This is a genomic window from Clostridium beijerinckii HUN142, from assembly GCF_000621745.1.
Lineage (GTDB): Bacteria > Bacillota > Clostridia > Clostridiales > Clostridiaceae > Clostridium > Clostridium beijerinckii_A.
Genome location: NZ_JHXK01000013.1, coordinates 53841 through 76257, shown reverse-complemented (window position 1 = coordinate 76257; position 22417 = coordinate 53841). Strand labels below are relative to the sequence as shown.

Annotated in this window: 22 protein-coding genes; 3 read left to right on the top strand and 19 right to left on the bottom strand. The window is 29.8% G+C overall.

Annotation, left to right across the window (positions count from 1 at the left end):
- Positions 1 to 8 precede the first annotated feature (8 nt).
- The 17 genes from T483_RS0108110 to T483_RS0108030 all read right to left on the bottom strand — a co-directional run bounded on the left by T483_RS0108110 (position 9) and on the right by T483_RS0108030 (position 16749).
- Positions 9 to 2225 (bottom strand): RelA/SpoT family protein, encoded by a 2217-nt coding sequence (locus T483_RS0108110; RefSeq protein WP_026886401.1) that lies wholly within the window; start codon positions 2223 to 2225, stop codon positions 9 to 11.
- 345 nt (positions 2226 to 2570) lie between these two features.
- Positions 2571 to 3089, bottom strand: a complete 519-nt coding sequence (locus T483_RS0108105; RefSeq protein ID WP_026886400.1) for an adenine phosphoribosyltransferase — start codon at positions 3087 to 3089, stop codon at positions 2571 to 2573.
- Positions 3090 to 3179: 90 nt separating this feature from the next.
- A complete protein-coding gene (locus T483_RS0108100; RefSeq protein WP_026886399.1) occupies positions 3180 to 4055 on the bottom strand; it encodes a DHH family phosphoesterase in 876 nt (291 codons plus the stop codon).
- Positions 4056 to 4178: 123 nt separating this feature from the next.
- Positions 4179 to 5054 carry a protein translocase subunit SecF gene (gene secF / locus T483_RS0108095; RefSeq protein WP_026886398.1) on the bottom strand — a complete coding sequence of 292 codons (876 nt, stop codon included), beginning with the start codon at positions 5052 to 5054 and terminating at the stop codon, positions 4179 to 4181.
- Positions 5047 to 6312 (bottom strand): protein translocase subunit SecD, encoded by a 1266-nt coding sequence (secD, locus tag T483_RS0108090; RefSeq protein WP_026886397.1) that lies wholly within the window; start codon positions 6310 to 6312, stop codon positions 5047 to 5049. Before secD ends, secF begins: the two co-directional genes overlap by 8 nt.
- Before the next feature lie 376 nt (positions 6313 to 6688).
- The gene (locus T483_RS0108085) at positions 6689 to 7057 is read right to left on the bottom strand and encodes a TIGR04086 family membrane protein (RefSeq protein WP_026886396.1); all 369 of its coding nucleotides are present in this window, start codon (positions 7055 to 7057) and stop codon (positions 6689 to 6691) included.
- A 51-nt stretch (positions 7058 to 7108) separates the two neighbouring features.
- Positions 7109 to 7387, bottom strand: a complete 279-nt coding sequence (gene yajC, locus T483_RS0108080; RefSeq protein WP_026886395.1) for a preprotein translocase subunit YajC — start codon at positions 7385 to 7387, stop codon at positions 7109 to 7111.
- A 163-nt stretch (positions 7388 to 7550) separates the two neighbouring features.
- The gene (tgt, locus tag T483_RS0108075) at positions 7551 to 8687 is read right to left on the bottom strand and encodes a tRNA guanosine(34) transglycosylase Tgt (RefSeq protein ID WP_026886394.1); all 1137 of its coding nucleotides are present in this window, start codon (positions 8685 to 8687) and stop codon (positions 7551 to 7553) included.
- Positions 8688 to 8882: 195 nt separating this feature from the next.
- Positions 8883 to 9908, bottom strand: a complete 1026-nt coding sequence (gene queA, locus T483_RS0108070; RefSeq protein ID WP_026886393.1) for a tRNA preQ1(34) S-adenosylmethionine ribosyltransferase-isomerase QueA — start codon at positions 9906 to 9908, stop codon at positions 8883 to 8885.
- Positions 9909 to 10043: 135 nt separating this feature from the next.
- Positions 10044 to 11087 carry a Holliday junction branch migration DNA helicase RuvB gene (gene ruvB / locus T483_RS0108065; RefSeq protein WP_026886392.1) on the bottom strand — a complete coding sequence of 348 codons (1044 nt, stop codon included), beginning with the start codon at positions 11085 to 11087 and terminating at the stop codon, positions 10044 to 10046.
- Between the two features lie 65 nt (positions 11088 to 11152).
- Positions 11153 to 11749: a Holliday junction branch migration protein RuvA gene (ruvA, locus tag T483_RS0108060; protein ID WP_026886391.1), complete on the bottom strand. Its 597-nt coding sequence runs from the start codon at positions 11747 to 11749 to the stop codon at positions 11153 to 11155.
- Between the two features lie 217 nt (positions 11750 to 11966).
- On the bottom strand, positions 11967 to 12536 hold the full coding sequence (locus tag T483_RS0108055) for a hypothetical protein (protein WP_026886390.1): 570 nt from the start codon (positions 12534 to 12536) through the stop codon (positions 11967 to 11969).
- Between the two features lie 448 nt (positions 12537 to 12984).
- Positions 12985 to 13110, bottom strand: coding sequence for a ferritin family protein (locus T483_RS32595; RefSeq protein ID WP_347460305.1), 126 nt, complete (start codon positions 13108 to 13110; stop codon positions 12985 to 12987).
- Positions 13111 to 13171: 61 nt separating this feature from the next.
- Positions 13172 to 13906: a hypothetical protein gene (locus tag T483_RS0108045; protein WP_026886389.1), complete on the bottom strand. Its 735-nt coding sequence runs from the start codon at positions 13904 to 13906 to the stop codon at positions 13172 to 13174.
- A gap of 15 nt (positions 13907 to 13921) precedes the next feature.
- The gene (locus T483_RS0108040) at positions 13922 to 14791 is read right to left on the bottom strand and encodes a radical SAM/SPASM domain-containing protein (RefSeq protein WP_026886388.1); all 870 of its coding nucleotides are present in this window, start codon (positions 14789 to 14791) and stop codon (positions 13922 to 13924) included.
- A 782-nt stretch (positions 14792 to 15573) separates the two neighbouring features.
- Positions 15574 to 16071, bottom strand: a complete 498-nt coding sequence (locus tag T483_RS0108035) for a L,D-transpeptidase (protein WP_026886387.1) — start codon at positions 16069 to 16071, stop codon at positions 15574 to 15576.
- Positions 16072 to 16134: 63 nt separating this feature from the next.
- Positions 16135 to 16749, bottom strand: coding sequence for a DUF488 domain-containing protein (locus T483_RS0108030; RefSeq protein ID WP_026886386.1), 615 nt, complete (start codon positions 16747 to 16749; stop codon positions 16135 to 16137).
- Positions 16750 to 17039: 290 nt separating this feature from the next.
- On the opposite strand from T483_RS0108030, the gene T483_RS32090 reads away from it, so the two are divergent.
- Both T483_RS32090 and T483_RS0108020 read left to right on the top strand, forming a co-directional pair.
- Complete coding sequence (locus T483_RS32090; protein WP_026886385.1) at positions 17040 to 17399, top strand: DUF5658 family protein; 360 nt, start codon at positions 17040 to 17042, stop codon at positions 17397 to 17399.
- Between the two features lie 382 nt (positions 17400 to 17781).
- Positions 17782 to 19053: a cation:dicarboxylate symporter family transporter gene (locus T483_RS0108020; RefSeq protein ID WP_026886384.1), complete on the top strand. Its 1272-nt coding sequence runs from the start codon at positions 17782 to 17784 to the stop codon at positions 19051 to 19053.
- A 141-nt stretch (positions 19054 to 19194) separates the two neighbouring features.
- On the opposite strand, the gene T483_RS0108015 is transcribed toward T483_RS0108020, so the two are convergent.
- Both T483_RS0108015 and T483_RS0108010 read right to left on the bottom strand, forming a co-directional pair.
- Positions 19195 to 19659 (bottom strand): CBS domain-containing protein, encoded by a 465-nt coding sequence (locus T483_RS0108015; RefSeq protein ID WP_026886383.1) that lies wholly within the window; start codon positions 19657 to 19659, stop codon positions 19195 to 19197.
- 160 nt (positions 19660 to 19819) lie between these two features.
- Entirely contained in the window at positions 19820 to 21343 is a 1524-nt protein-coding gene (locus T483_RS0108010) for a DHA2 family efflux MFS transporter permease subunit (protein ID WP_026886382.1), read from the bottom strand.
- Positions 21344 to 21628: 285 nt separating this feature from the next.
- Here T483_RS0108010 and T483_RS0108005 point away from each other — a divergent pair, with 285 nt between their 5' ends.
- Complete coding sequence (locus T483_RS0108005; protein ID WP_026886381.1) at positions 21629 to 22279, top strand: TetR/AcrR family transcriptional regulator; 651 nt, start codon at positions 21629 to 21631, stop codon at positions 22277 to 22279.
- The last annotated feature ends 138 nt before the right edge of the window (positions 22280 to 22417 follow it).

Genomic DNA, 22417 nt, shown 5'->3' with positions numbered 1-22417 from the left:
ATAAGATTCTAACTATTTACTCTATATACATCTGTTACACCTTTTAATCTTTTAAGTCGCTTCATTAGATCCTTCAGACTGTCGACAGATGTAATTTTTATTTTTACATTAATTAGTGCCGACCCTTGCTTTGCTAAATTCGCATTTACAGCACTTAACTGTAGTTTAAGCTCTGTTATAACACTCATTATATCTGCTAGCAATCCATCTCTATCATCCGCTACAACTTGAATTTCTGCAAAATAAGATGTACCTTGTGCTGATCCCCAATTAACTTCTACTACTCTATCTTTATCTGTATCTATAAGATTTCGCAAATTACTACAATCGTTTCTATGAACTGATACTCCTCTACCTTTAGTTATATATCCTAAAATTTCATCGCCTGGAACCGGACTGCAGCACTTAGCAAATCTCACCATAAGATTACTTTCACCTTTTACTGTTATTCCATATCCATTAGGTTCTTGTTTTCTTGCTGTTTTTGCAATTTGTTCCTCAATATTTTTATTTAAAATTTCTTTATTTTCTTTTTCCTTGTTTAGCTTATCTACACCTATTCCATTGTCTTCTTTCAATCTTGCAATAAGAGTAGATACAGAAAATCCTCCAATACCAATTAAAGCATATAAATCATCCATAGAATGAATGTTATATCTCTTCACTAATTTTTCATAAAATTCACCTTTAGCAATATCAACATAATTAACACACTGTTTCTTTAATTCCTTTTCAAGAAGTTCCTTGCCCTTTAGCATATTTTCTTCTCTTTTAGCCTTCTTAAACCAAAGTTTTATTTTGCTCTTAGACTGATTACTTTTTGCAATATTTAACCAATCCATGTTGGGTCCTTTAGCATTAGGTGAAGTTAAAATTTCCACAATTTCTCCTGTCTTAAGAGTATAATCTAAAGGAACTATTTTACCATTAACCTTGGCACCTACGCACTTATTTCCAACATCAGTATGTATTCTATATGCAAAGTCTATAGGTGTAGCATTGCTACATAAATTTATTACAACGCCTTTTGGAGTGAATACAAATACTTCATCAGAAAATAGATCTATCTTAAACCCTTCTATAAACTCTTCAGCATCCGATGTTTCTTTCTGCCATTCCAACATATCTCTAAGCCATACCAACTTCTTTTCAAAATCTTTTTGCTTATCTTGTTCTCCTTTGGCATTATCTCCCTCTTTATATTTCCAGTGAGCAGCAATACCATATTCTGCTGTTTTATGCATTTCAAAAGTTCTAATCTGAATTTCAAAAGTTTTGCCTTGTGGTCCAATTACCGTAGTATGCAATGATTGATACATGTTTGGTTTAGGCATTGCAATGTAATCTTTAAACCTTCCTGGAATTGGCCTGTATATAGTGTGTACTATTCCAAGTACTCCATAACAGTCCTTAACAGAATGTACTAAAACTCTAATAGCCGTTAAATCAAAAATTTGTTCTATGCTTTTATTCTTGCTAACCATCTTTTTATAAATGCTATAAAAATGTTTTGGTCTTCCATCAATATCCGATTCAATTCCCGACGTTTCAAGCTTTTGTTTTAAATCATCTACTATGTCTTTTATGTAAGTTTCTCTTTCTACTCTCTTTTCTGCAATATTATCTACTAATTCATAATATTCTTTTTCATGCAAATATCTAAAGCATAAATCTTCTAATTCCCATTTAATTTTAGACATACCCAGCCTATGTGCTAAAGGCGCATAAATATCCAAGGTCTCTTTAGCCTTATTTTTTTGTTTTTTAGCTGGCATAAATTTGAGAGTTCTCATATTATGTAATCTATCTGCCAATTTAATTATTATTACTCTTATATCCTTGGCCATAGCAAGTAACATTTTTCTCACATTATCGGCTTGTTGCTCTTCTTTAGTTTTATACTCCATTTCGCCAAGCTTAGTAAGCTTTGTAACACCTTCTACAAGATTAGCAATTTCTGCATTAAAAAGGCCAACTGTTTCATCATAAGAAAATTCTGTATCTTCTATTACATCATGCAATAACCCAGCTACAATAGTATTTGTATCCATGCCTAACTCTGCTAGAATTTCGGCCACTGCTATTGGATGAATAATATATGGTTCACCTGATTCTCTTTTTTGGTCCTTATGAGCTTTTTCAGCAAAATCGTATGCTTTTTTTACCATTTCAACATCAACATTATTACAATTCTTATCAATCTTTTCCAGTAATTTATCAATCATAAGGATTACGCTCCTTCTATATTAATTCATTTAAAATAAGTGTCTAAACAAAAATTACAGATTAGAAATTACAGTACAATTTTTAGGCAGAAAATTTAGTAAATACTGATTTTTTATTGCTAGTCAATTTATCAGATCATAATATAGTCAAATTAGTAAAATATACTGAACTCCGCTCCGCTTTTTTGAATATACCTAAATTCAAAGGCTGGTTTAATAACCAGCCTAACTTTTTAATAATTATATATTATTTTAGAATTATTTTCAACAATACATTTAAAAGAAATGGAATCCTTACCAATTATAATGTCCAGAAACAACTCTTAAAATACCAAAAACCACAATTTAGATGTCGTATTTAACTAATGATAGTACATCGTATCCTTCTAATTTATCTTTCCCTTTTAGTTCTGTTAGTTCTATTACGAAATCAAGCGAAGCAACTATTCCACCTGCTTGTTCTATCAATTTAGCAACGCCTTCCACAGTACCACCTGTCGCTAATAAGTCATCTACAACAGCAACTCTTTGTCCAGGTTTAATCGCATCTTTGTGGAGTTGAAGCTGATCTTCCCCATATTCTAATCCATAATTGATTGATATAGTTTCTCCTGGTAACTTTCCTGGCTTTCTTACTGGAATAAATCCTACTCCTAAAGCACACGCTACCGGAACTCCAAAAATAAAACCTCTTGCTTCAGGTCCAACAATTAAATCAATTTTCTTATCCTCTAAATGTTTAACTATTCTATTAATAGTTTCCCTTAAAGCCTCCCCATCAGAAATTAATGTTGTTATGTCTTTAAAACTAATTCCTTCTTTAGGAAAATTTTCGATTACCCTTATTTTTTCTTTTAAATCCATTTTAACTCCTCCATAGAATTTAATTTAACATATCACTTATGATTTAATATTAAACAACTAATAATTAATAAATATTGCTTTACTATTTAATTAACTCTCCATATATTTTATGGAACTATTTGTCTTAAGTCTATATAAATATTTAACAATTTGATCTGCTCTATCCTTATCATTTGTGGTTAAGAGCTCTAAAACGATTCTAGCATTATCCATAACCCCTACCGCACCTATAGGAGGAATTATAAATTCTATTATATTATTTATACCATCATTGTTAAACTCTTCTAAACTGTTAAATTCTATTATTGATCTTAATCCATTATTATTAGTATTCATTAGGAACTTATTACCTTCTTTGATTAGTACCCCATTTTCTCCTTTTAACGGGACCTTTGCCCACTGAATTCCTATCAGTATTAAATCTAAATATTTATTTATACTTTTCATATTATAATATATGGCAATAGCTTGCATAAGTTTAAAAGTCAATCCACTTGTCGATAAGTTTTTATATCTATATTGACAACCTTTCTGGTTAGGATTTATGTAAATGTAGTCATTGACAAAATCACTTTCTTCATTTTCAAGCACAATTAAATCAATACCTAGTTTTTTGCATAGTTCAACTTCTTCTTGAGATTTTAATCCTACACCTAAAGTTATTAGTAGTTCAGCTCCTAAAAAATCTACGTTATTTTTTATATCTACCGAATTTATTCTAGCATCACTTTCCTGCCTATCATATATTAAATATTCTACATCAGCATTTAAATATCTTAAAACAAGAATTAACGATGAAACTGCACAAATCCCATCGACATTATATGTACCATAAACAACTATCTTTTGTCTATTATTCACAGCCAAAGCTAATCTCTCTATTGCTTTGTTCATACCCTTAAGTATAAATGGGTTATATCCGCTAATATAATTTGGACAATATATACTTTCCCAGAATTTACGCATGGTTTATTCCTCCATAAAATTAGAAAACACCTTTATTATAAATGATTATAATAAATTTTACAATTATTTTGTTAACAAATGAAAAAACCCCCATTGTGCTGGAGGGTTTTTCATTTCCAGTAATTAAGCTTTTTGTAATTTTCTCTTTTGGCTTCTAACTCTATCTTTTAAGTATACCCAAATCGGTGATGCTATACATATCGATGAATATGCTCCACTTATAATACCTACAATTAAAGGGATCGTAAATGCTTGAACAGATGGTACTAAAAAATTCATTGCTATTATAGTAACTACTGTTGCTGAAGAAGTATATAATGATCTTGCTATAGTTTCAGTTAAGCTCACATCTGCTACTTCAATGGATTTCGCCCTTCTCATTATTTTTGTGTTTTCTCTAATTCTATCAAAAATAACTATCGTATCACACATAGAATATCCCACTATAGTTAGTATTGCTGCTATAAAAGGTGTATTTACCGGAATATAAAATATTGAATAAACAGAAATAGTTACTAATATATCATGAATTGTAGCCGCTATAGCCGCTACTCCAAATTTAAACTCAAATCTAATGGCTATATATACTAACATTACTGCAAAAGCTGCAAGTAATGCATATATTGAATTTTGAGTTAACTCTCTGCCTACTGATGATCCTATTTCATTTTGTGAAACTAGTACTTTTTCATCCAGTTTATATTTAGATTCTAAATCAGACACAATTGATCCTAACTTATCACTATCAAGATCTGCTGACTTTATTTCATATTGATTATTATTAATTGTATTCGTTGAAGCATCAGGTGCATAACTTCGAATGATTGCATCAACATCTTCTTTATTTATATTTTCATCTAGTTGAAGCACTATTTCAGAACCACCTTTAAAATCTATACCAAAGTTTAGACCTCTAACACATAAGAATCCCATTCCGATTATGATAATAATTAGGGATATTGAAAACCATATTTTTGTTTTTTCCATGATTTTAAGCATGTTTTTCATCCCCCTTTTTTATACTAACACCAAAGTGCGATGGTTTGTTTATAATTCCACTTTCAACAGCTAAATTAACAAGTAATTTAGTTACTATTAAACCTGTAAATAAACTTATAACTATACCTATCATAAGCGTAATTGCAAAACCTTTTACTGTTCCAGATCCTATAAAGTATAAAATCAGTGCTGCAAGCAAAGTTGTCATGTTAGAATCTACTATTGAAGATAATGCATGCTCTGATCCTTTTTTTACTGCAGCCTTAACGGTATACCCTTTCTTTAACTCCTCTTTAGTTCTTTCAAAAGTTAGTATATTCGCATCAACTGCCACACCAATAGTAAGCAAGAATGCCGCTATACCTGGAAGAGTCAATGTAACACCTACTTCTATAAAAGCAAAAAGTGTTAGTGTTATATACAAAGTTAACGCAATATTAGCCATTAATCCTTGAATTCTATAATGGAATAGCATAAATAAAAATACTAATCCAACTCCTATAATTCCTGCCTTAACTGAGTTTGGAAATGCTGTAGCTCCTAGTTCTGCTCCAACATTACTAACTGAAACTTCTTTAACTGGAAGTGGAAGTGCACCTGCATTAATCATTCCAGCTAATTCTTTATTCTTTTCTAATGTATCATGTGTTTCAATACTTGCTTTTCCGCCTGTAATTTGTGAATCTACTCGCGCAGTTGATACTTCTTCGTCATCAAGATAGATTGAAATATTTTGCCCAATATATTTTCCTGTTGCATCTGCAAACTTTTGTGCACCTTCATCATTTAACTCTAAACCAACTTCATATCCACCACTTTGTTGATTCATTTGTGCAGTTGCTTTTTTTACATCTGAACCTGTTAAAATTTCAGTTCCATCTGGTCCTTTAAAACTCAAGTTACCAGATTTAACCAAACTATCTACTATTTCTTTAGAATTAGTTAATCCCGGTACATCTACTCTTATTCTCTTCGGACCTTCTGTTGCTACAATTGTTTCTGCAACACCAAGTTTGTTTACTCTTAAAGATAAATGTTCCTTTGCACTTTGTAGTTCTTCTGCAGTTACATCATCTTTTTGAATTTCCATAAGAACAGAAACCCCACCTTGTAAATCTAGTCCTCTAGTTATTACTTTATCAAATGATTTAAATTCCCATCCTCCTAGAACAAATCCTTTAAATCCTGCAAAAGCTAACAGTCCAATTACAGCAATAATTAATATCAACAATGCTGAACTTTTGCTTTTTCTTTTCATCTTAATCCCCCTCTGCATATTATTATGTCTTTCATTAAGTTAGTATTTACTATATATGCCTTACTGAAAATTTTGAATTATAATTTCATTAACAGTTTCTTTTATTATGTAAAATACCTAAATATTTAAAATTAAGAAAATAAAGTCTTTAAATCTGAGTTTTAAAGAATTTATTACTTCTTAATTTTAAATATTATTACATTCTTATGTTGCACATTGTTCATTATAGCACACTATAATTTCTTAATAAAGTTTTTTATTACTGTATGATATAACAATAAAATACTGCCTAACCTTCATTTAAATAAAAATGCTTTCACATATGTATAACTTCTTTTAATCTTTGTAAAGTTAACCATTAAAAAGCTAAAGTATCTTATAAATTTATCCCTAGCATCCCAGCAAGAGTACCTACAACTAGTGCTATAATCAATTTAACGAAGTCGAAAAACTTAAATGCTAATTCCCCGCTAAAGCTACTAGATAGTATAAACAATACTAAATAGTATGATAGAGCTACTCCAAAGCCTACAAGCCATCCCTTTGATTCATTTTTCTTTGCTCCTATCATTGCGCCTAAACTTAAACTGCATAAAGATATTATTACATATATCATGTTAAAAATACCTTTACTAAATACTAGTTTAGTCATCAACAAAGATAAAATTGTAACGCCTATAAAGCTTAAAATCAAAGTTCCAACAGTACCCTTTACTACTGATCTAAAATATTTACTATTTTCCATCAAAAACACCCCCCAACACTTCATTTTATGAAATATTAAAGGGTATTATGATTAATCTACCTTTATTTTATGAGATATTCCACTCTTATCTAATTTGATCTTAGTTTTTGCAGGACCACTTTCAATTGTAACTGACTTTTCATCTATATGTGTAATCTTACCTATGATTCCACCTCTTGTCACAATTTCATCATTTACTTTTAATTCTTCAAGCATACCTTGATATTTCTTCTTTCTTTTCTTTTCAGGTAATATAAGAAGAAAATAAAATATCACAAATACAAGTAAAAAGGGCACTACATTCACAAGTAACGCTGACATATTCTCCATACTCTTCCTCCAATGCGTTTATTATATATTTTTCTATTCATGATATGTAGTTTACATTTTATTAACTTTAATGTCAATATAAACCTATACCTATCATTCATATTTATTGAAAAGTTTGCATAAAAACTATATTTTATAAAAATTCATAAATAATTTTCTTTAATTATCTACCTTCCCATTGTGCTAATTTCTCTTCCTTAAATTGTTTGAAACATCCACCTTCAATTGCATCTCTTATATCTTCCATTAACTTATTATAAAAATACAAGTTATGTAAAACACACAATCTCATAGCAAGCATCTCTTTTGCTTTAAATAAATGTCTTATGTATGCTCTTGTATAATTCTTGCACGTTGGACACTCACAACCTTCGTCAATAGGTCTATTATCAAGCTCATATTTAGCATTCATAAGATTAAGCTTACCTTCACTGAAGAATACATTTCCATGTCTTCCATTTCTGGCTGGAAGTACGCAATCAAAGAAATCCACGCCTCTATCTACCGCTTCCAATATGTTGCTTGGTGTGCCTACTCCCATTAAATATATTGGTTTATCTTCTGGCAAATGTGGTACAACTGCATCTATTACTTTATACATTTCTTCATGGGTTTCTCCAACCGCAAGACCACCTATAGCATATCCATCTAGATCCATCTTAGTTATTTCCTTAGCATGCCTTATCCTTATATCTTCATAAACCCCACCTTGATTTATTCCAAACAACATCTGTTCTTTATTTATTGTATCTGGCATAGAATTTAATCTGTCCATTTCAGTTTTACATCTTTCAAGCCATCTTGTAGTTCTTTCTACTGATCTTTCAACATATTCTCTAGGTGCTGGATTTTCAATACATTCATCAAAAGCCATTGCAATTGTAGATGCCAAATTACTTTGAATTTGCATTGATTCTTCTGGTCCCATAAATATTTTCTTTCCATCTATATGTGAATTAAAATACACACCTTCCTCTTTTATTTTCCTCATTTTAGCTAATGAAAATACTTGAAAACCGCCTGAATCTGTAAGGATCGGCCTATCCCAATTCATAAATTGATGTAATCCTCCAAGTTTTTTAACAACTTTATCACTTGGTCTTAAATGGAGATGATATGTATTAGAAAGTTCAACTTGGCATCTAATTTCCTTTAGATCCATGCTAGAAACCGCACCTTTTATGGCCGCTAATGTTCCAACATTCATGAATACTGGAGTTTGTATAGTTCCGTGAGGAGTTTCAAACTGCCCTCTCCTTGCTTTTCCATCCTTTTTTAATAAAGTATACTTTTTACTCACAAGCGTTCACCTCTTAATTATATTTTTGCGAAACTCAACTTACCTTTATTCGCTGAGTAACTCTGGGATTCTTAAAAAAACTAACTCTCATTTAGTTGTTAGTTGAATTAAAAAAATAAATATTTTACTCTTCTAATTCATCCCATTTATATTGAAACACTTGACTATGTCACCTCATCAATGTAATCAAAACCTTTATTTAATAAACATAGCATCTCCAAATGAGAAAAATCTATATTTTTCATTTACTGCTTCTTCATATGCCTTCATAACATTTTCTCTTCCTGCTAAGGTTGAAACAAGCATTATCAACGTAGATTCTGGTAAATGAAAGTTTGTAATTAACTTATCCACTACTTTAAATTTATATCCAGGATAAATAAATATATTAGTCCATCCACTTTGCTCTTTAACAAATCCATTTTCATCACCAATAGTTTCTAAAGTTCTTGTTGAAGTTGTCCCAACTGATATAACCGCATTTCCTCTTTTTTTAGTTTCATTTATTATATCTGCACTTTCCTTTGAAAGCATATAAAACTCTGAATGCATTTCATGCTCCTCTAGAGACTCAACTTTTACAGGTCTAAAAGTTCCAAGTCCAACATGTAATGTTAAATATACTATGTTAATACCTTTATCCTTTATTTCTTGCAATAACTCTTTTGTAAAATGTAATCCTGCAGTAGGTGCCGCAGCAGAACCATTTTCTTTAGAGTACACTGTTTGATATCTTTCTCTATCTTCTAATCTCTCATGAATATATGGAGGCAAAGGCATCTCGCCAAGTGAATCTAGAACTTCCTCGAATATTCCATCATAGAAAAATTCAACTATTCTATTTCCGTTCTCTTTCACTTCAACTACTTCAGCTCTTAACTTACCTTCTCCAAATATAAATTTTCTACCAACTCTTGCCGATTTACCTGGCTTCGCTAGGCATTCCCATCTATCTTTTTCAATTCTCTTAAGTAGAAGAAACTCAATTTTTCCGCCAGTACCTTCCTTTTCTCCAATTAATCTTGCTGGCATTACCCTTGTATTGTTTAATACTAAAGTATCTCCTTTAGTTAAGTATTCTATAATATCATGAAATCTCTTATGCTTAATTTCACCAGTTTTCTTATCTAAAACCATAAGTCTTGATGAATCTCTTTGTTCTAAAGGATGTTGAGCTATCAACTCTTCTGGTAAGTAAAAATCAAAATCTTTTACGTTCATTTATTTATCTTCTCCTAACTAACAGCTTATTCTTATTCTTGACACTTCTAACGAAGTTAAACTTTGAAAAACCATATTATATATTAATTGTTCAAAACTCAATTTTAAAGCGCTTACTAATAAATTACTAATTATCTATTTATCAAAAAAACTGCCTTGTACTTTCCCATTAGTACTTTTGTTTTTTGAATTATTTACTCTTCCAAGATGTTTATATGCCTTATCACTTGCTATTCTTCCTCTTGGTGTTCTTATTATAAAACCTTTTTGAAGCAAGTAAGGTTCATATACATCTTCTATAGTACCTAATTCTTCTCCTATAAAATAAGAAAGTGTTTCAATTCCAACCGGTCCCCCGTTGAAATTATCAATAATAGCTTCAAGTATTTTATTATCAACTTTATCAAATCCCTGATTATCCACTTCCAATAGTTCCAAAGCCTCTCTAGCCTCTTTTAATGATACTAGTTTATTGGATTTTACTTCAGAATAATCTCTAACTCTTTTTAATAGTCTATTAGCAATTCTAGGCGTTCCTCTAGATCTCTTAGCAATTTCAAAAGCACCATCTTCAGTAATTGCACATCCAAAAACGCAAGCACTTCTACTTACTATCTCCTTAAGTTCTTTATCTGTATAATATTCCATCGCACAAAGCACACCAAATCTATCTCTAAGTGGTGATGTAAGCATTCCAATCCTTGTTGTTGCCCCAATTAGTGTGAATTTAGGAAGATCAATTCTTATAGATTTTGCTGCAGCACCTTTTCCTATAACTATATCTAATGCATAATCCTCCATAGCGGGATATAATATTTCTTCGACTGTTCTATTCAACCTATGTATTTCATCTATAAATAAAACATCATAATCTTTTAATGTAGTTAGGATAGCTGCTAAATCTCCTGCTCTTTCTATGGCTGGTCCTGAAGTAATTTTTAAATCTCCACCCATTTCTCTTGCTATAATATTAGCTAAAGTAGTTTTTCCAAGTCCAGGTGGTCCATATAAAAGTGTATGATCCAATGCTTCTTTTCTATTTTTTGCAGCTTTTATAAATATATCTAATCTCTCTTTTACTTTATCTTGTCCTATATATTCATTTATTTTTTGAGGTCTTAAACTAAGTTCAGAATTAAAATCTTCTTGCATCTCAGATGGATTAACTATTCTTTCCAAAAAACCTCCCCCTTTTCTTGTGAGTCATTTATGTATAAATTTTTGTTATTTATGTATTGTTAGTTTTACCCTACTAACGACTTTAACGCATTTTTAATAATATTTTCTACACTATCATTCTTATCTATCTTTTTCAACACTGCTTCTGCTTCCTTCTCGCTATAACCTAGTGCAATTAATGCACTTAAAGCTTCTGATAAGGCCATAATATTTTCATTATCTTTAGCACTAATTTCCACACTGCTATCCAACAATTCATCTGGCTTTAGTTTATCTTTAATCTCTAAAATAATTCTGGCTGCTGTTTTCTTCCCTATTCCCACACCTCTACAGATGTGTTTCTCATCACCAATCATTATCGCATATTTTAAATTATTAACTCTACTTATAGATAGCAAAGATAATGCAGCTTTAGGCCCGACTCCACTTACTGTTAAAAGAAGCTTAAACATCTCGAGTTCTTCCCTTGAACCAAATCCATATAACCCAAGAAAATCTTCCCTTACTATTTGCTCAAGATAAAGCATAATTTCCTCTCCACACTTTGGCATAGAGGACATAGTAGCACCTGATGTAAATATTTTATAACCAATCCCGCCATTCTCTACTATTACATAATCTTTATTTATTCCAATATATTTTCCTTTTATATATTCGTACATTTATTTTACACCAACTTTTCTATATCTATAACTCTTTTTACATAAAGACTTAGAATTTATATAACAACTAATTTCCACATTATTAAAACCTAACTTATACTTTATCATTTTCAGCTAAATCTTTCAACAATGTATTTTTTAATTAACAAAAGGCACGCAAGTATTAAATTGCTAACATGCCTTTTATTAATTAAAATTTACTTATCTAAATTTCATATTACGATAGAAATTCAGATAAGCTTTCTTCTGCATCGTCCTTTGAATTATATTCAAGCTCAAAATTCTTAATTTTATCTTTATCTATCTCACTCAACTTATCCACTTTTTTACTGTTGGTATATACATCTTCGCTATTTTCAATTGACAAAGTCCCATTATCATCAGTTTTATATATAGCTAAGAAACCATCTTTTTCTCCAATATAATATTTATTAGGTTTTACGGCTTTAGACGCATCTCTTTTATATGTCATTTCCCCGTTAGATTCCACCTCTAAAACATATCCCTTATCTTTTAGTGCTTTTGATAACTCTGTTTCTGTTAAGTTTTTATCTATATTTAACTCTTTCTTTAACTCTGACAATGTTAATTCTTTTTCTTTCTTTTCACCTGCATATAAGTAAATCTTTATATTATCATTTAATTTATTATTTATCTCACTTGATGATACAGGATTATTTTTAGCATTCCTATTAGTTATATACTTCTCCGAAAAATAATATGTTATCGAAAATATAAGTCCTAATGCTAATGTCATACCTATGAATAATTTCTTTTTATTTACCATAATAATCACTCCTTATCAAGGAGTATCGCCATTTTTTCTATATTTATACAATAAAAATGTTATTTCAAAGTATTATATATGTTACGATAATAAATTTACATTTAAAGCCTTAATAAGCCAAAGGCTAAATTAAGACTAGAATATAGAGCCTTAATTTCAGAATACATATATTATGTATTTTAATTCACTTATTAATTAAGTACATAATATTATAAATCATCTTCATTAAATGCAGTAAAATATCCTTGTGGATGTCCTCAAACCGGACAATTTTTTAGCGCTTCCATTTCATTATGATTTGCTGCTTTAAGTAATCTTAAAGTGGAATCATAATAGTCGACAGGATATGCACCATCAATATGTATATTTTCTCCTGCAAATTCCTTTGCTGCTTATAAAAGACTTCTGCATGCTCCTTTTCCTCATTAGCTGTATAATCAAATACTGATTAAATTTCATAAAGTCCATCTTTTTTCGCTTGAGATGCTGCTATGTTATATATATTTCTAGCTTGACTCTCTCCCGCAAATGATCTTAATAAATTTTCTTTTGTTTTGCTATCTTTTACTTCCATAATTGTTCATACTGTATTACGTATCTTTGCAAAGTACTTACTATTTAGGAGCAATTATTCATCAGCTCTTTCTAAAAGCATGTTTTATAGCACTTATTAATATAATCCATGTTATTTTAAAACAATTCCTATAATGCATAATAGCATTTATTATCAACACGAATAGTATTACTTCACTATAATATAATAATACTGTTAAGATTGGCTTTGCGTTTACCCACTTCATATCTAAAAACATTGAAGTTAAAAATGATAATCCAAATATAACTATACTAAAAATTATAAGCCCTTTTATCATCCCCTTAAAGTCTTCATGACTTGGAGCTATTCCACTTATTAGTACTAAAAATAGAAATATAGTTATTATACCTTCTTTACTTATTAGGATTCTCGGATCTAGGATTCTCGATATATCAGCCACTCTATCTTTTAACACAAATTTACTCTCTATGAATATGAATAATGGTATATTTATTATGACAGGTGCTATAGCAATAAGAAATTCCTTGATACTAATTAAAAATGGCATGCTACTTCCAACTCTTGATCTTATAAATCCAGGCCTGTTTCCTTTTGGGAAAAGTTGTACTTGCTCTATTTTAGCAAGACATAAAACAGCTACCAATAAATGTGCAAGTTCATGAGCCGGAGTACCCAACGCATATATAAACTTGGCCATCCCTGCATTTATACTGCTCACAGCCCCTTGAAACACCGATTGTATAAATCTCAGCAAATAATAATAGGAAAAATACACTAACAAAAAAACACCTACTGACTTAATTGCTATTTCCATTTTAACAATTCACCTCTATCTCACTCTATTTATAAATCCACATTTTTTACACAATTCTTCTACTGCTTTTCTTCCAGAAAAACCATTATATATATCTTTAGCTCTTTTTGAATTTAAAATTTCTTCTAATGTATTTTCAAAAATATTTCCAAGTGCTATGCTGCCATCACTATCCAAACAACACGGCACTACTGTTCCATCTACTAATATCCCCACTTGATCCCTAAGCCCATAGCAAAAAACTCTTTCTCCTAATTCTTCAACTTGCAACGATGGCCATTTAAATTTTTCCCCCATACTAAGATATACATTATTTTTTAGTTTAAAACTATTTTTTTCCTTTAAATTTTCTCTCAAACTGGATTTTATTTCAAATCTTTGCTCAAGAAATTCAAAAATATCAACATTTCTACTATTACTAGCACTATACTTTGTATCTAAATTCCACAGCCTTAAAGAAGTGATTATATTAGTTTTTTCACTTGCATCTTTAACAAATTCAACTATATTATCTATATATTCATTAAACTTAACATGTCCATCATTGGCTTCAAAACTATGCAGCGAAATATTAACTTGCCTTAAGGCCTGTGAATCAAGTAATATATCTTTAACTTCACTTATTAAAGTTCCATTAGTAGTTATATTAACCTTCAATGAACTTTCATCGCTTATATCCAGAAAACCCTTTAGATTTTGATTCAAAAATGGTTCTCCCATTAGATGAAAATATATATGATCAGTGTGTAATTTTACACTATTTACAATATGTTGAAAACTCTTCTTATCCATAAACCTGAGTCTCCTAGATGTTTTAGGACAAAAATCACAACTTAAATTACACACGTTTGTTATCTCTATATAAACTTTTTTAAATTTCTTCATTAATTATTACTCCAATCAATACATTTAGATAAAAATACAATATATTTCATATCTCAAACTAGTATATATTTTAATCCTCATCATTGCAATAAAATCACTAATTTGTTAAAACTAATTTTACAATAAAAATTCCACCTAAATCTAGTATAAAATTTAGATGGAAATATGACTCAGCTTATATTAAGCATGTTAATTGTAATAACCAATTAGCATATTTACATAAGACAAAGAGCAAGTGAATCTTACTAACTCCACTTGCTCTTTCTTAGTTACTGATTTTTACGTTGTCCGCCAACTGGGTACGACCGTCTGTCGTACATTGCTTCCGGGATTTTTTCGTTGCCCGTCACCAACTGTATATCTCTTGAGATATACTCTTCTGCCGGATTGAAGTGTCAGTACACTAAGATAAATTAAATCTTTATCTTGAATTAAGTATATCCCATTTCATAATTAATTGCAATAGTTTTTTGAATTTTCTGACTAATTGTAATTTTTATAGTAATATCTATATATTAGCTTTAATGTAAATCTGTTTTACTTTAAATTATACTTAATTACAAATATAACTTTATATGATTATTCTCTTAACTTTGAAGGACTTTATTTATTATACCTAATATTGCTAATAAAATATTATCAAAAGATTTTTTGGATATTAAAGATATTATAATTAGATATTATTCTTTCTGGTTAAATTAGATTATTAGCAATTGCAAAACTATTATGTTTCAAAACATAATAGTTTTGTACTTCAGATTTAAATGTTAATTATCCTTGCTTCAATTTATAATTACTTTAGTTCCTCTAGGTATATTATCATAAATCCACTTAGCATTTTCCTTAGCTAATCGTATGCATCCATCTGATAGCTTCATTCCTAATCTTCCATCCTTAACTGATCCATTCAAATTATAAATTATTGAATGAAATAAATAATTTCCCTTAAACTGTGTATAGTACCAACATTTATATCCTTTATTTACACCAAAATAAAGACCTTTTATTCCAACAGTATAAGTTCCTTTAGGTGTTGGTGTTGAAGCTTTTCCAACAGTGCACAAATAACTGTGAATTGGGTCCCACTTATTTACGCTTCCTTTAAAAATATTCACTTTAAAACTTTCAACATTTACCCAAATCAAGTAGTTAGTTTCACTCGAAAAATTATTAGAGTTCACATAATCTTTAGCTCTAAAAGGATCATTATCTATATCTGCTCTAGTGTTAAATTTATTAAGCCTAATTCCACTTAATATTCTTGATAAAACTTTCCTCATAATTAAAATCCCAATTTATTAATACATATCAATATATGTATGTTGTATACATTTTGATTTCTATTATTTTAAATGTTCTATTCTATATCCAATTTCCTTATTAGCTAGCCGATAAGCTTCCTTAATCATTTCAGCATCGCTAATTTCATCACCAAGCAAGATATCTATAGTAAGCTGATTTCTATTGCTAAAGTATTTACTCAAAAGATTTTCTTCTATTTTTTCTTGGGATGCTAGAGTACAATCATCTAAAATATGTTTAACATTAAATCCATTTTCTCTTAATGATCGTCCAACTAATATACTCCTGTGACATCTTATAGGATCCTGCATAGCTCCAAGAAGTGCAATTTTATAACCTCTTTCACATCCTAATTTTAATCTCTCAATTCCTCTTAAAAACATCTCTTCAGAAATCACCTTTTCAAAATCAGAATATCCTTCCTTATTATAAGACTTTTTATCTTCTCTTTGAGCTGCAAGTTCTTTAGCCATATATATGTATATAAAACCCTCTTTTTTTAGAGTCTCAGCTATTGTTTCCTTGTTATACTGAACATTATATTTCGAATAAGGAGTCCCTCTTATATCTATAACAGTATTAATATTATATGTCTTTAGCATATCTATTAATTTTTCTACAGGGTAATTAGAATGTCCTATTGTGTATATATCCATTTAATTGAACTCCTTTCTTTATTATATTATTTTTTCTTTATCTGTAATTATGCATTGCCCTTTTCATAAGATTTTTTCACTATTCTGTCTACTATTTTTTAATTTGTCCGTATATTTAGGATCTCATCCAGAAAGATACAGTAATATAAAAACTGACTAAAAAATAGAAGAATATCTATGGTAATGTGGTTCAGAATATATACTCTAATAAAAATATATATCTAAACATAGTTAGTAAAGCTTATACTATATCTTCATTGTGGTAATAATCACATAATGGAGGTGCTTTAATGATCACTTTTTTGAAAAACTATTCTCTTAAAAATACAAAAATAAAATTACTGATTCTATACATTTTAAATGTAACAGATATAATATTTACTATTTTACTTTTAAATACTGGCTTTTACATAGAGGCAAATATTTTGATGTTAGAGGTAGTTCAAAGTCCAATTATCAGCTTTTTATTAAAGATATTAGTTCCTGGAGTTCTTTTTGTGTTCATATATTTTAGGATGCAACAAGCAACAGATATACAACTGAGGTATTGTAGCTATCTCATTAATAGCGCTATCTTATTCTACATTTTAATAAATGCATTGCATATTATCTGGTTTGCTTTATTGCCTGTATTTATTTTCGTATTTTAATTTGTCCAAATCTTTTAAAAATCAGTATTTAATTTTCTATATTGCATTTTGCCACAGTCATCATTGGACGAACATTTCTTATCTTAAACATTTTAACCTCATCATCTATTAATATTAAAATCCGAATGTGGATTACTGCAACTCAATAAGTTTACAAAAAATACAATCAATATATAGTAATATTTTCAATTAATTGAACAACAAGAAAAAGATTTATTCTTTATTTTAAAAAATGAATTTTTTCTAGAGACAAAATTCATTAATTGTGTTATAATTCAAAATGTTGTTAAGATTTTATATTAATTTGCAATTTAAAACAATAAAAGTGTCATATTTATATTGTTTTCATTTAAAATTTTAAACTAAGGAAGGAGAATTCACTATGAAGAAAATTAAATTTGGTCTAGCATTGCAGATTCTTGCAGGACTTATACTTGGAATTATAGTAGGTGGATTTTTTTATGGAAATCCAGCTGTTGAGGCATATTTAAAGCCTATTGGAGATATTTTTATTCGTCTAATCAAAATGATTGTTGTTCCAATTGTCTTTTCATCTCTTATAGTTGGTATTGCTGGAGCAGGAGATATTAAGCAGGTTGGAAGGCTTGGAGGAAAAACTCTTCTCTATTTTGAAGTAGTAACTACTATTGCGATTGTATTAGGGCTTTTAATTGCCAACGTGTTTCATCCTGGTACAGGAATAAATATGAAAGAGCTTGCTACCTCTAGCATCGATGCTTATGTAAGCACTGCGGAAAATGTGGCTCATCATAGCTTTGCCGATACGTTTGTAAACATTGTGCCTACTAACATTTTTGATGCACTTACAAGCGGAAATATGCTTTCAATCATTTTCTTTTCGGTTATGTTTGGTTTAGGAGTTGCTGCGGTTGGTGAAAAAGGAAAACCTGTTATACAGTTTGCTCAAGGCACAGCTGATGCAATGTTTTGGGTAACAAATCAAATAATGAAAACAGCTCCTTTTGGGGTATTTGCTTTAATTGGTGTAACAGTTTCTAAGTTTGGACTTTCATCTTTAATTCCACTTGGAAAATTAATTGTTACTACTTATGGCTCAATGATTTTATTTATACTAGTGATATTTGGATTGATTGCAAGATTTGTTGGGACAAGTATTTTTTCAATCATAAGAATTTTAAAAGACGAACTTATACTTGCTTATAGTACTGCAAGTTCCGAAACAGTTCTGCCTAAAATCATGGAAAAGATGGAGAAATTCGGATGTCCTAAAGCTATTGCAACCTTTGTAGTACCAACAGGTTATTCTTTTAATTTAGATGGTTCTACTCTTTACCAAGCTATTGCTGCAATATTTATTGCACAATTATATGGTATTAATTTATCTATACCTGCTCAAATTAATTTAATGCTTGTATTAATGCTTACTTCAAAAGGTATAGCAGGCGTGCCAGGAGTATCTTTTGTAGTTCTACTCGCTACTCTTGGTTCTGTTGGAATTCCAGCCGAGGGTCTAGCTTTTATAGCTGGAATAGATCGTATACTTGATATGGCTAGAACTGTTGTAAATGTATTAGGCAATTCTTTAGCAGTTATTGTTGTATCAAAGTGGGAAGGAAAATATAATTCTATAAAAGGTAAAGAATATATAGACTCCATAAAAAAAGCTGCTTAATTGTACAGTAAAAAAAGTGATTGTTCATCTAGAAATTATTTTCTAAGTGAACAGTCACTTTTTATTTTTATATTCTATTATTCTAGATTAATTTCTACTTAATCTTAGTATATAATTATATAGATAATCTTTTGCTATTGCCTACAACTTATCTATAATCTTTTTCTGTATATATCTAATTACATCGCCTCTACTAATAACTCCAACTACTCTTCTGTCTTGATCTATGACCGGTATCTTTTTAAAGTTATGTTTTGAGAAAATAGACAAAACCTTTTCCATGGTATCTTCTGGAAAAGCGCAACAAACATCTTTACATTTTGCAATAGTCATGATACTAGTATCCTTTATTAATCCAATTTCTTCTTCTAATTCCTCTTTTTTAAGATAAAATACATATGAAATCAAATCATACATTTTTCCTTCTTTTGGATTTATGTTTCTTATAATATCACCATCGCTTACAATACCTAAAAGTATTCCCCTGTTATCTACTATTGGTACTCCACCTATTTTATTAGTAACCAGTATCTTCATTACATCTTTAATAGTATTTTCTTTGCTTGCGAAAATTACATCAGTAATCATAAAATCCTTTACTTTCATTATTCTATCCCCTTTAATTAATTTACTTTATAAATATTTTCTTATTTCCCTATTAAATTCATTAGTAAAATTCTATATTATTTTTATATAATTATCTTTTTAGTTTTGATATATCTATCTTTAAACAACATAATGTACTATCATAATTTAATTTTTTATATCATCTTCTAGTTCTCATAAATAATGTTAAAAATATAGCGATAGCAGCTATAGCTCCAGTTACCGAAATAGAATATGCCATAGCATCTACAGATGCTTGTCCTTGAATAATTTTCGCCAATTGAGATAGTGCCATAACTTTAGAAGTTTCTTGTGAAAAACCTTCATACATATATGATTTTGTTAATGAATTTATAGTTCCTACTGCTGTTTTATTGTATATATTTATTTGCTCTGCAAGTTTTGAATAATTATAACTTGTTTTCGATTGTATTATTACTGTCATTATAGTTACAGCAAGAGAACTTGCCACCTGTCTTATAGTGCTATTCAATGCTGATGCTCTTGGAATCATTTCGCCTTTTACTACATTCATACCAGCAGTGCTAATAGGCATCATTGCTATTCCTAATCCAATAGATCTTATACAGTTAATAAATATTATTGATTCCTTGCTAGAATTCATATTTATAGCTGTTGACAACTTAAATGTAGCCAGTGCTAATATAATAAGACCAGGTATAACTACAGGCTTAGCTCCGAATTTATCATAAAGCGTTCCGCTTAATGGCATCAATGCCCCCATAACTAGTGCTGATGGAAACATAATAAGTCCTGCCTGCATAGCAGTATATCCCCTTACATTCTGCAGAAATAAGGGCAATACATATGACCCTCCCATTAATCCTATAGTTAACACAGTTATTATAACTAAGCTCATACTAAAATCAAATAATTTGAGAACTCTCAGATCTAATAGTGGGTCTGGATGTGTAAGTTCATTAATCACAAATAATATGAGACTTAAACTCCCCAACGCTACTAACATTGGATTTATCATATCACCCCAATCAATTGATGATCCTTTTCCAAGTACATATAACAAACTTACTAAACCTACTGTAGATGATAAAAATCCTACTATATCAAATGCCTTAAATGGTTTCATAGGTTGGCCTTTTAAAATAATCATCCCCAACACTACTCCTATTATTCCTATTGGGATATTTACTGTAAAAATTAGCCTCCAATCCATTTTTTCTATAATCAATCCACCAAGAGTTGGTCCTATGGCAGGTGCTGCCATGGCTGCTATTCCATAAACCCCAAGTGCAAGTCCTATCTTTTTTCTTGGAAATACAGAATATATTATACTCATACCAACAGGCTGCATCATTCCTCCTCCAATAGCTTGAAATACACGAAATGCTATCATACTAGAATTGCTCCATGCAAATCCGCATAGCGCGGACCCTATTGTAAAAATTGCCAATGCAACTATATATACTTTTTTAGCACCAAAAATATCTTGAAGATATCCTGTTAAAGGAATAATCGCTCCAAGTGCTAATGTATAAGCTGTCATTACCCACTTCACATCATCCAATCCTACTCCAAATACAGACATCATTTTAGTTAATGCAACATTGATTATACTACTGCTTAGTACCGACATAAATGTACCAACTATGATAACTATCATTGCTAACCATGGATTTGCCTGTTCATTGCTACTATCCTTCATTCTTTACTCACCCCATTATTTAACATATTACTAGGCATTAAATAAGCTAAAACATTTACATACTCCTGTATCTAAGTTACTACAACTTCCTTATGCGTCTCTTCTCATTAATTTATGACTTTTTATCATATCTACGATTTCGAAAATATAAGTTACACTATGAAACTTATTTAAGTATAAGTTACGCCGCGTAACTTGTCAATGAGTTTTGAGTAACATTAGTAACTTGTAAGTTTATGATTCATTTGCTATTATGTAATTGTCAATTAGTAAGGAGGTAAAGAAATGGAATTTCAACGTGCTCGAAACGAAGAACAAAAAAGCATTAGGCGTGAACAAATCATCGAGGCTACATTAAAGCTATATGAAAGAGAGCCCTTAGAAAAAATCACACTTGCTTCAATTGCTAATGAGTTAAACTTTTCAAGAGCAAATTTATATAAATACGTTTCTACTAAGGAAGAAATTTTCCTATGGATATTAAGTTCAGATTTAGAAAAGTGGGTAAAAAAGACATATGATAAACTTAAAGACTATGCTCAATTGGAACTTAAAACATTTTGTCTGTTGTGGTCAGAACAAATGTATGAAAATCAGCGTTTTTTAAAGCTGTTCTCAATTTTAGTTTCAGTATTAAGAAGTAATGTGACAACAAAATCACTGGATATATTGAAGCAAGATCTTTCTAATAGCTTTGGTAAATTAAATTTGATTACTAAAAAGTTTATTCCTAACCTGACAGACGATCAACTTAAACTTTTTAATGAATATCAGATTTATTATGCCTCTAGTTTATATTCTCCAGCAGTGTCTTCTAAAAACCAACGTCAAGAATTTCAAACTGTCTCACTACTCGAAGCCCCTCCTGATTTTGTTTCGCGTTTTGCAGGATATCTTGAAGTAATTATATTGGGTCTTCAAGCGAAAAATAAATAATATTTATTTTATGATTCTTATGTATAATTCAAACTGTAATTAGTATAATAATTTATCTAAAAAAAGTAGGAATCAATTAAAGATTCCTACTAATTATTTCAATATTAATATATATCAAGATTATAACTTATTTATCTT

Coding starts and splice junctions, on each gene's coding strand:
- T483_RS0108055 (WP_026886390.1), bottom strand. CDS start 12,536: ATGGTAAATAAAAAGAAATTATTCATAGGTATGACATTAGCATTAGGA.
- T483_RS0108105 (WP_026886400.1), bottom strand. CDS start 3,089: ATGGATTTAAAAGAAAAAATAAGGGTAATCGAAAATTTTCCTAAAGAA.
- T483_RS0108035 (WP_026886387.1), bottom strand. CDS start 16,071: ATGAGGAAAGTTTTATCAAGAATATTAAGTGGAATTAGGCTTAATAAA.
- T483_RS0108110 (WP_026886401.1), bottom strand. CDS start 2,225: ATGATTGATAAATTACTGGAAAAGATTGATAAGAATTGTAATAATGTT.
- T483_RS0108045 (WP_026886389.1), bottom strand. CDS start 13,906: ATGGAAATAGCAATTAAGTCAGTAGGTGTTTTTTTGTTAGTGTATTTT.
- T483_RS0108100 (WP_026886399.1), bottom strand. CDS start 4,055: ATGCGTAAATTCTGGGAAAGTATATATTGTCCAAATTATATTAGCGGA.
- T483_RS0108015 (WP_026886383.1), bottom strand. CDS start 19,659: ATGAAAGTAAAGGATTTTATGATTACTGATGTAATTTTCGCAAGCAAA.
- ruvA (WP_026886391.1), bottom strand. CDS start 11,749: ATGTACGAATATATAAAAGGAAAATATATTGGAATAAATAAAGATTAT.
- T483_RS0108040 (WP_026886388.1), bottom strand. CDS start 14,791: ATGAAGAAATTTAAAAAAGTTTATATAGAGATAACAAACGTGTGTAAT.
- yajC (WP_026886395.1), bottom strand. CDS start 7,387: ATGGAGAATATGTCAGCGTTACTTGTGAATGTAGTGCCCTTTTTACTT.
- secF (WP_026886398.1), bottom strand. CDS start 5,054: ATGCTTAAAATCATGGAAAAAACAAAAATATGGTTTTCAATATCCCTA.
- T483_RS32090 (WP_026886385.1), top strand. CDS start 17,040: ATGATCACTTTTTTGAAAAACTATTCTCTTAAAAATACAAAAATAAAA.
- T483_RS0108020 (WP_026886384.1), top strand. CDS start 17,782: ATGAAGAAAATTAAATTTGGTCTAGCATTGCAGATTCTTGCAGGACTT.
- secD (WP_026886397.1), bottom strand. CDS start 6,312: ATGAAAAGAAAAAGCAAAAGTTCAGCATTGTTGATATTAATTATTGCT.
- T483_RS0108005 (WP_026886381.1), top strand. CDS start 21,629: ATGGAATTTCAACGTGCTCGAAACGAAGAACAAAAAAGCATTAGGCGT.
- queA (WP_026886393.1), bottom strand. CDS start 9,908: ATGAACGTAAAAGATTTTGATTTTTACTTACCAGAAGAGTTGATAGCT.
- T483_RS32595 (WP_347460305.1), bottom strand. CDS start 13,110: ATGGAAGTAAAAGATAGCAAAACAAAAGAAAATTTATTAAGATCATTT.
- T483_RS0108010 (WP_026886382.1), bottom strand. CDS start 21,343: ATGAAGGATAGTAGCAATGAACAGGCAAATCCATGGTTAGCAATGATA.
- T483_RS0108030 (WP_026886386.1), bottom strand. CDS start 16,749: ATGGATATATACACAATAGGACATTCTAATTACCCTGTAGAAAAATTA.
- T483_RS0108085 (WP_026886396.1), bottom strand. CDS start 7,057: ATGGAAAATAGTAAATATTTTAGATCAGTAGTAAAGGGTACTGTTGGA.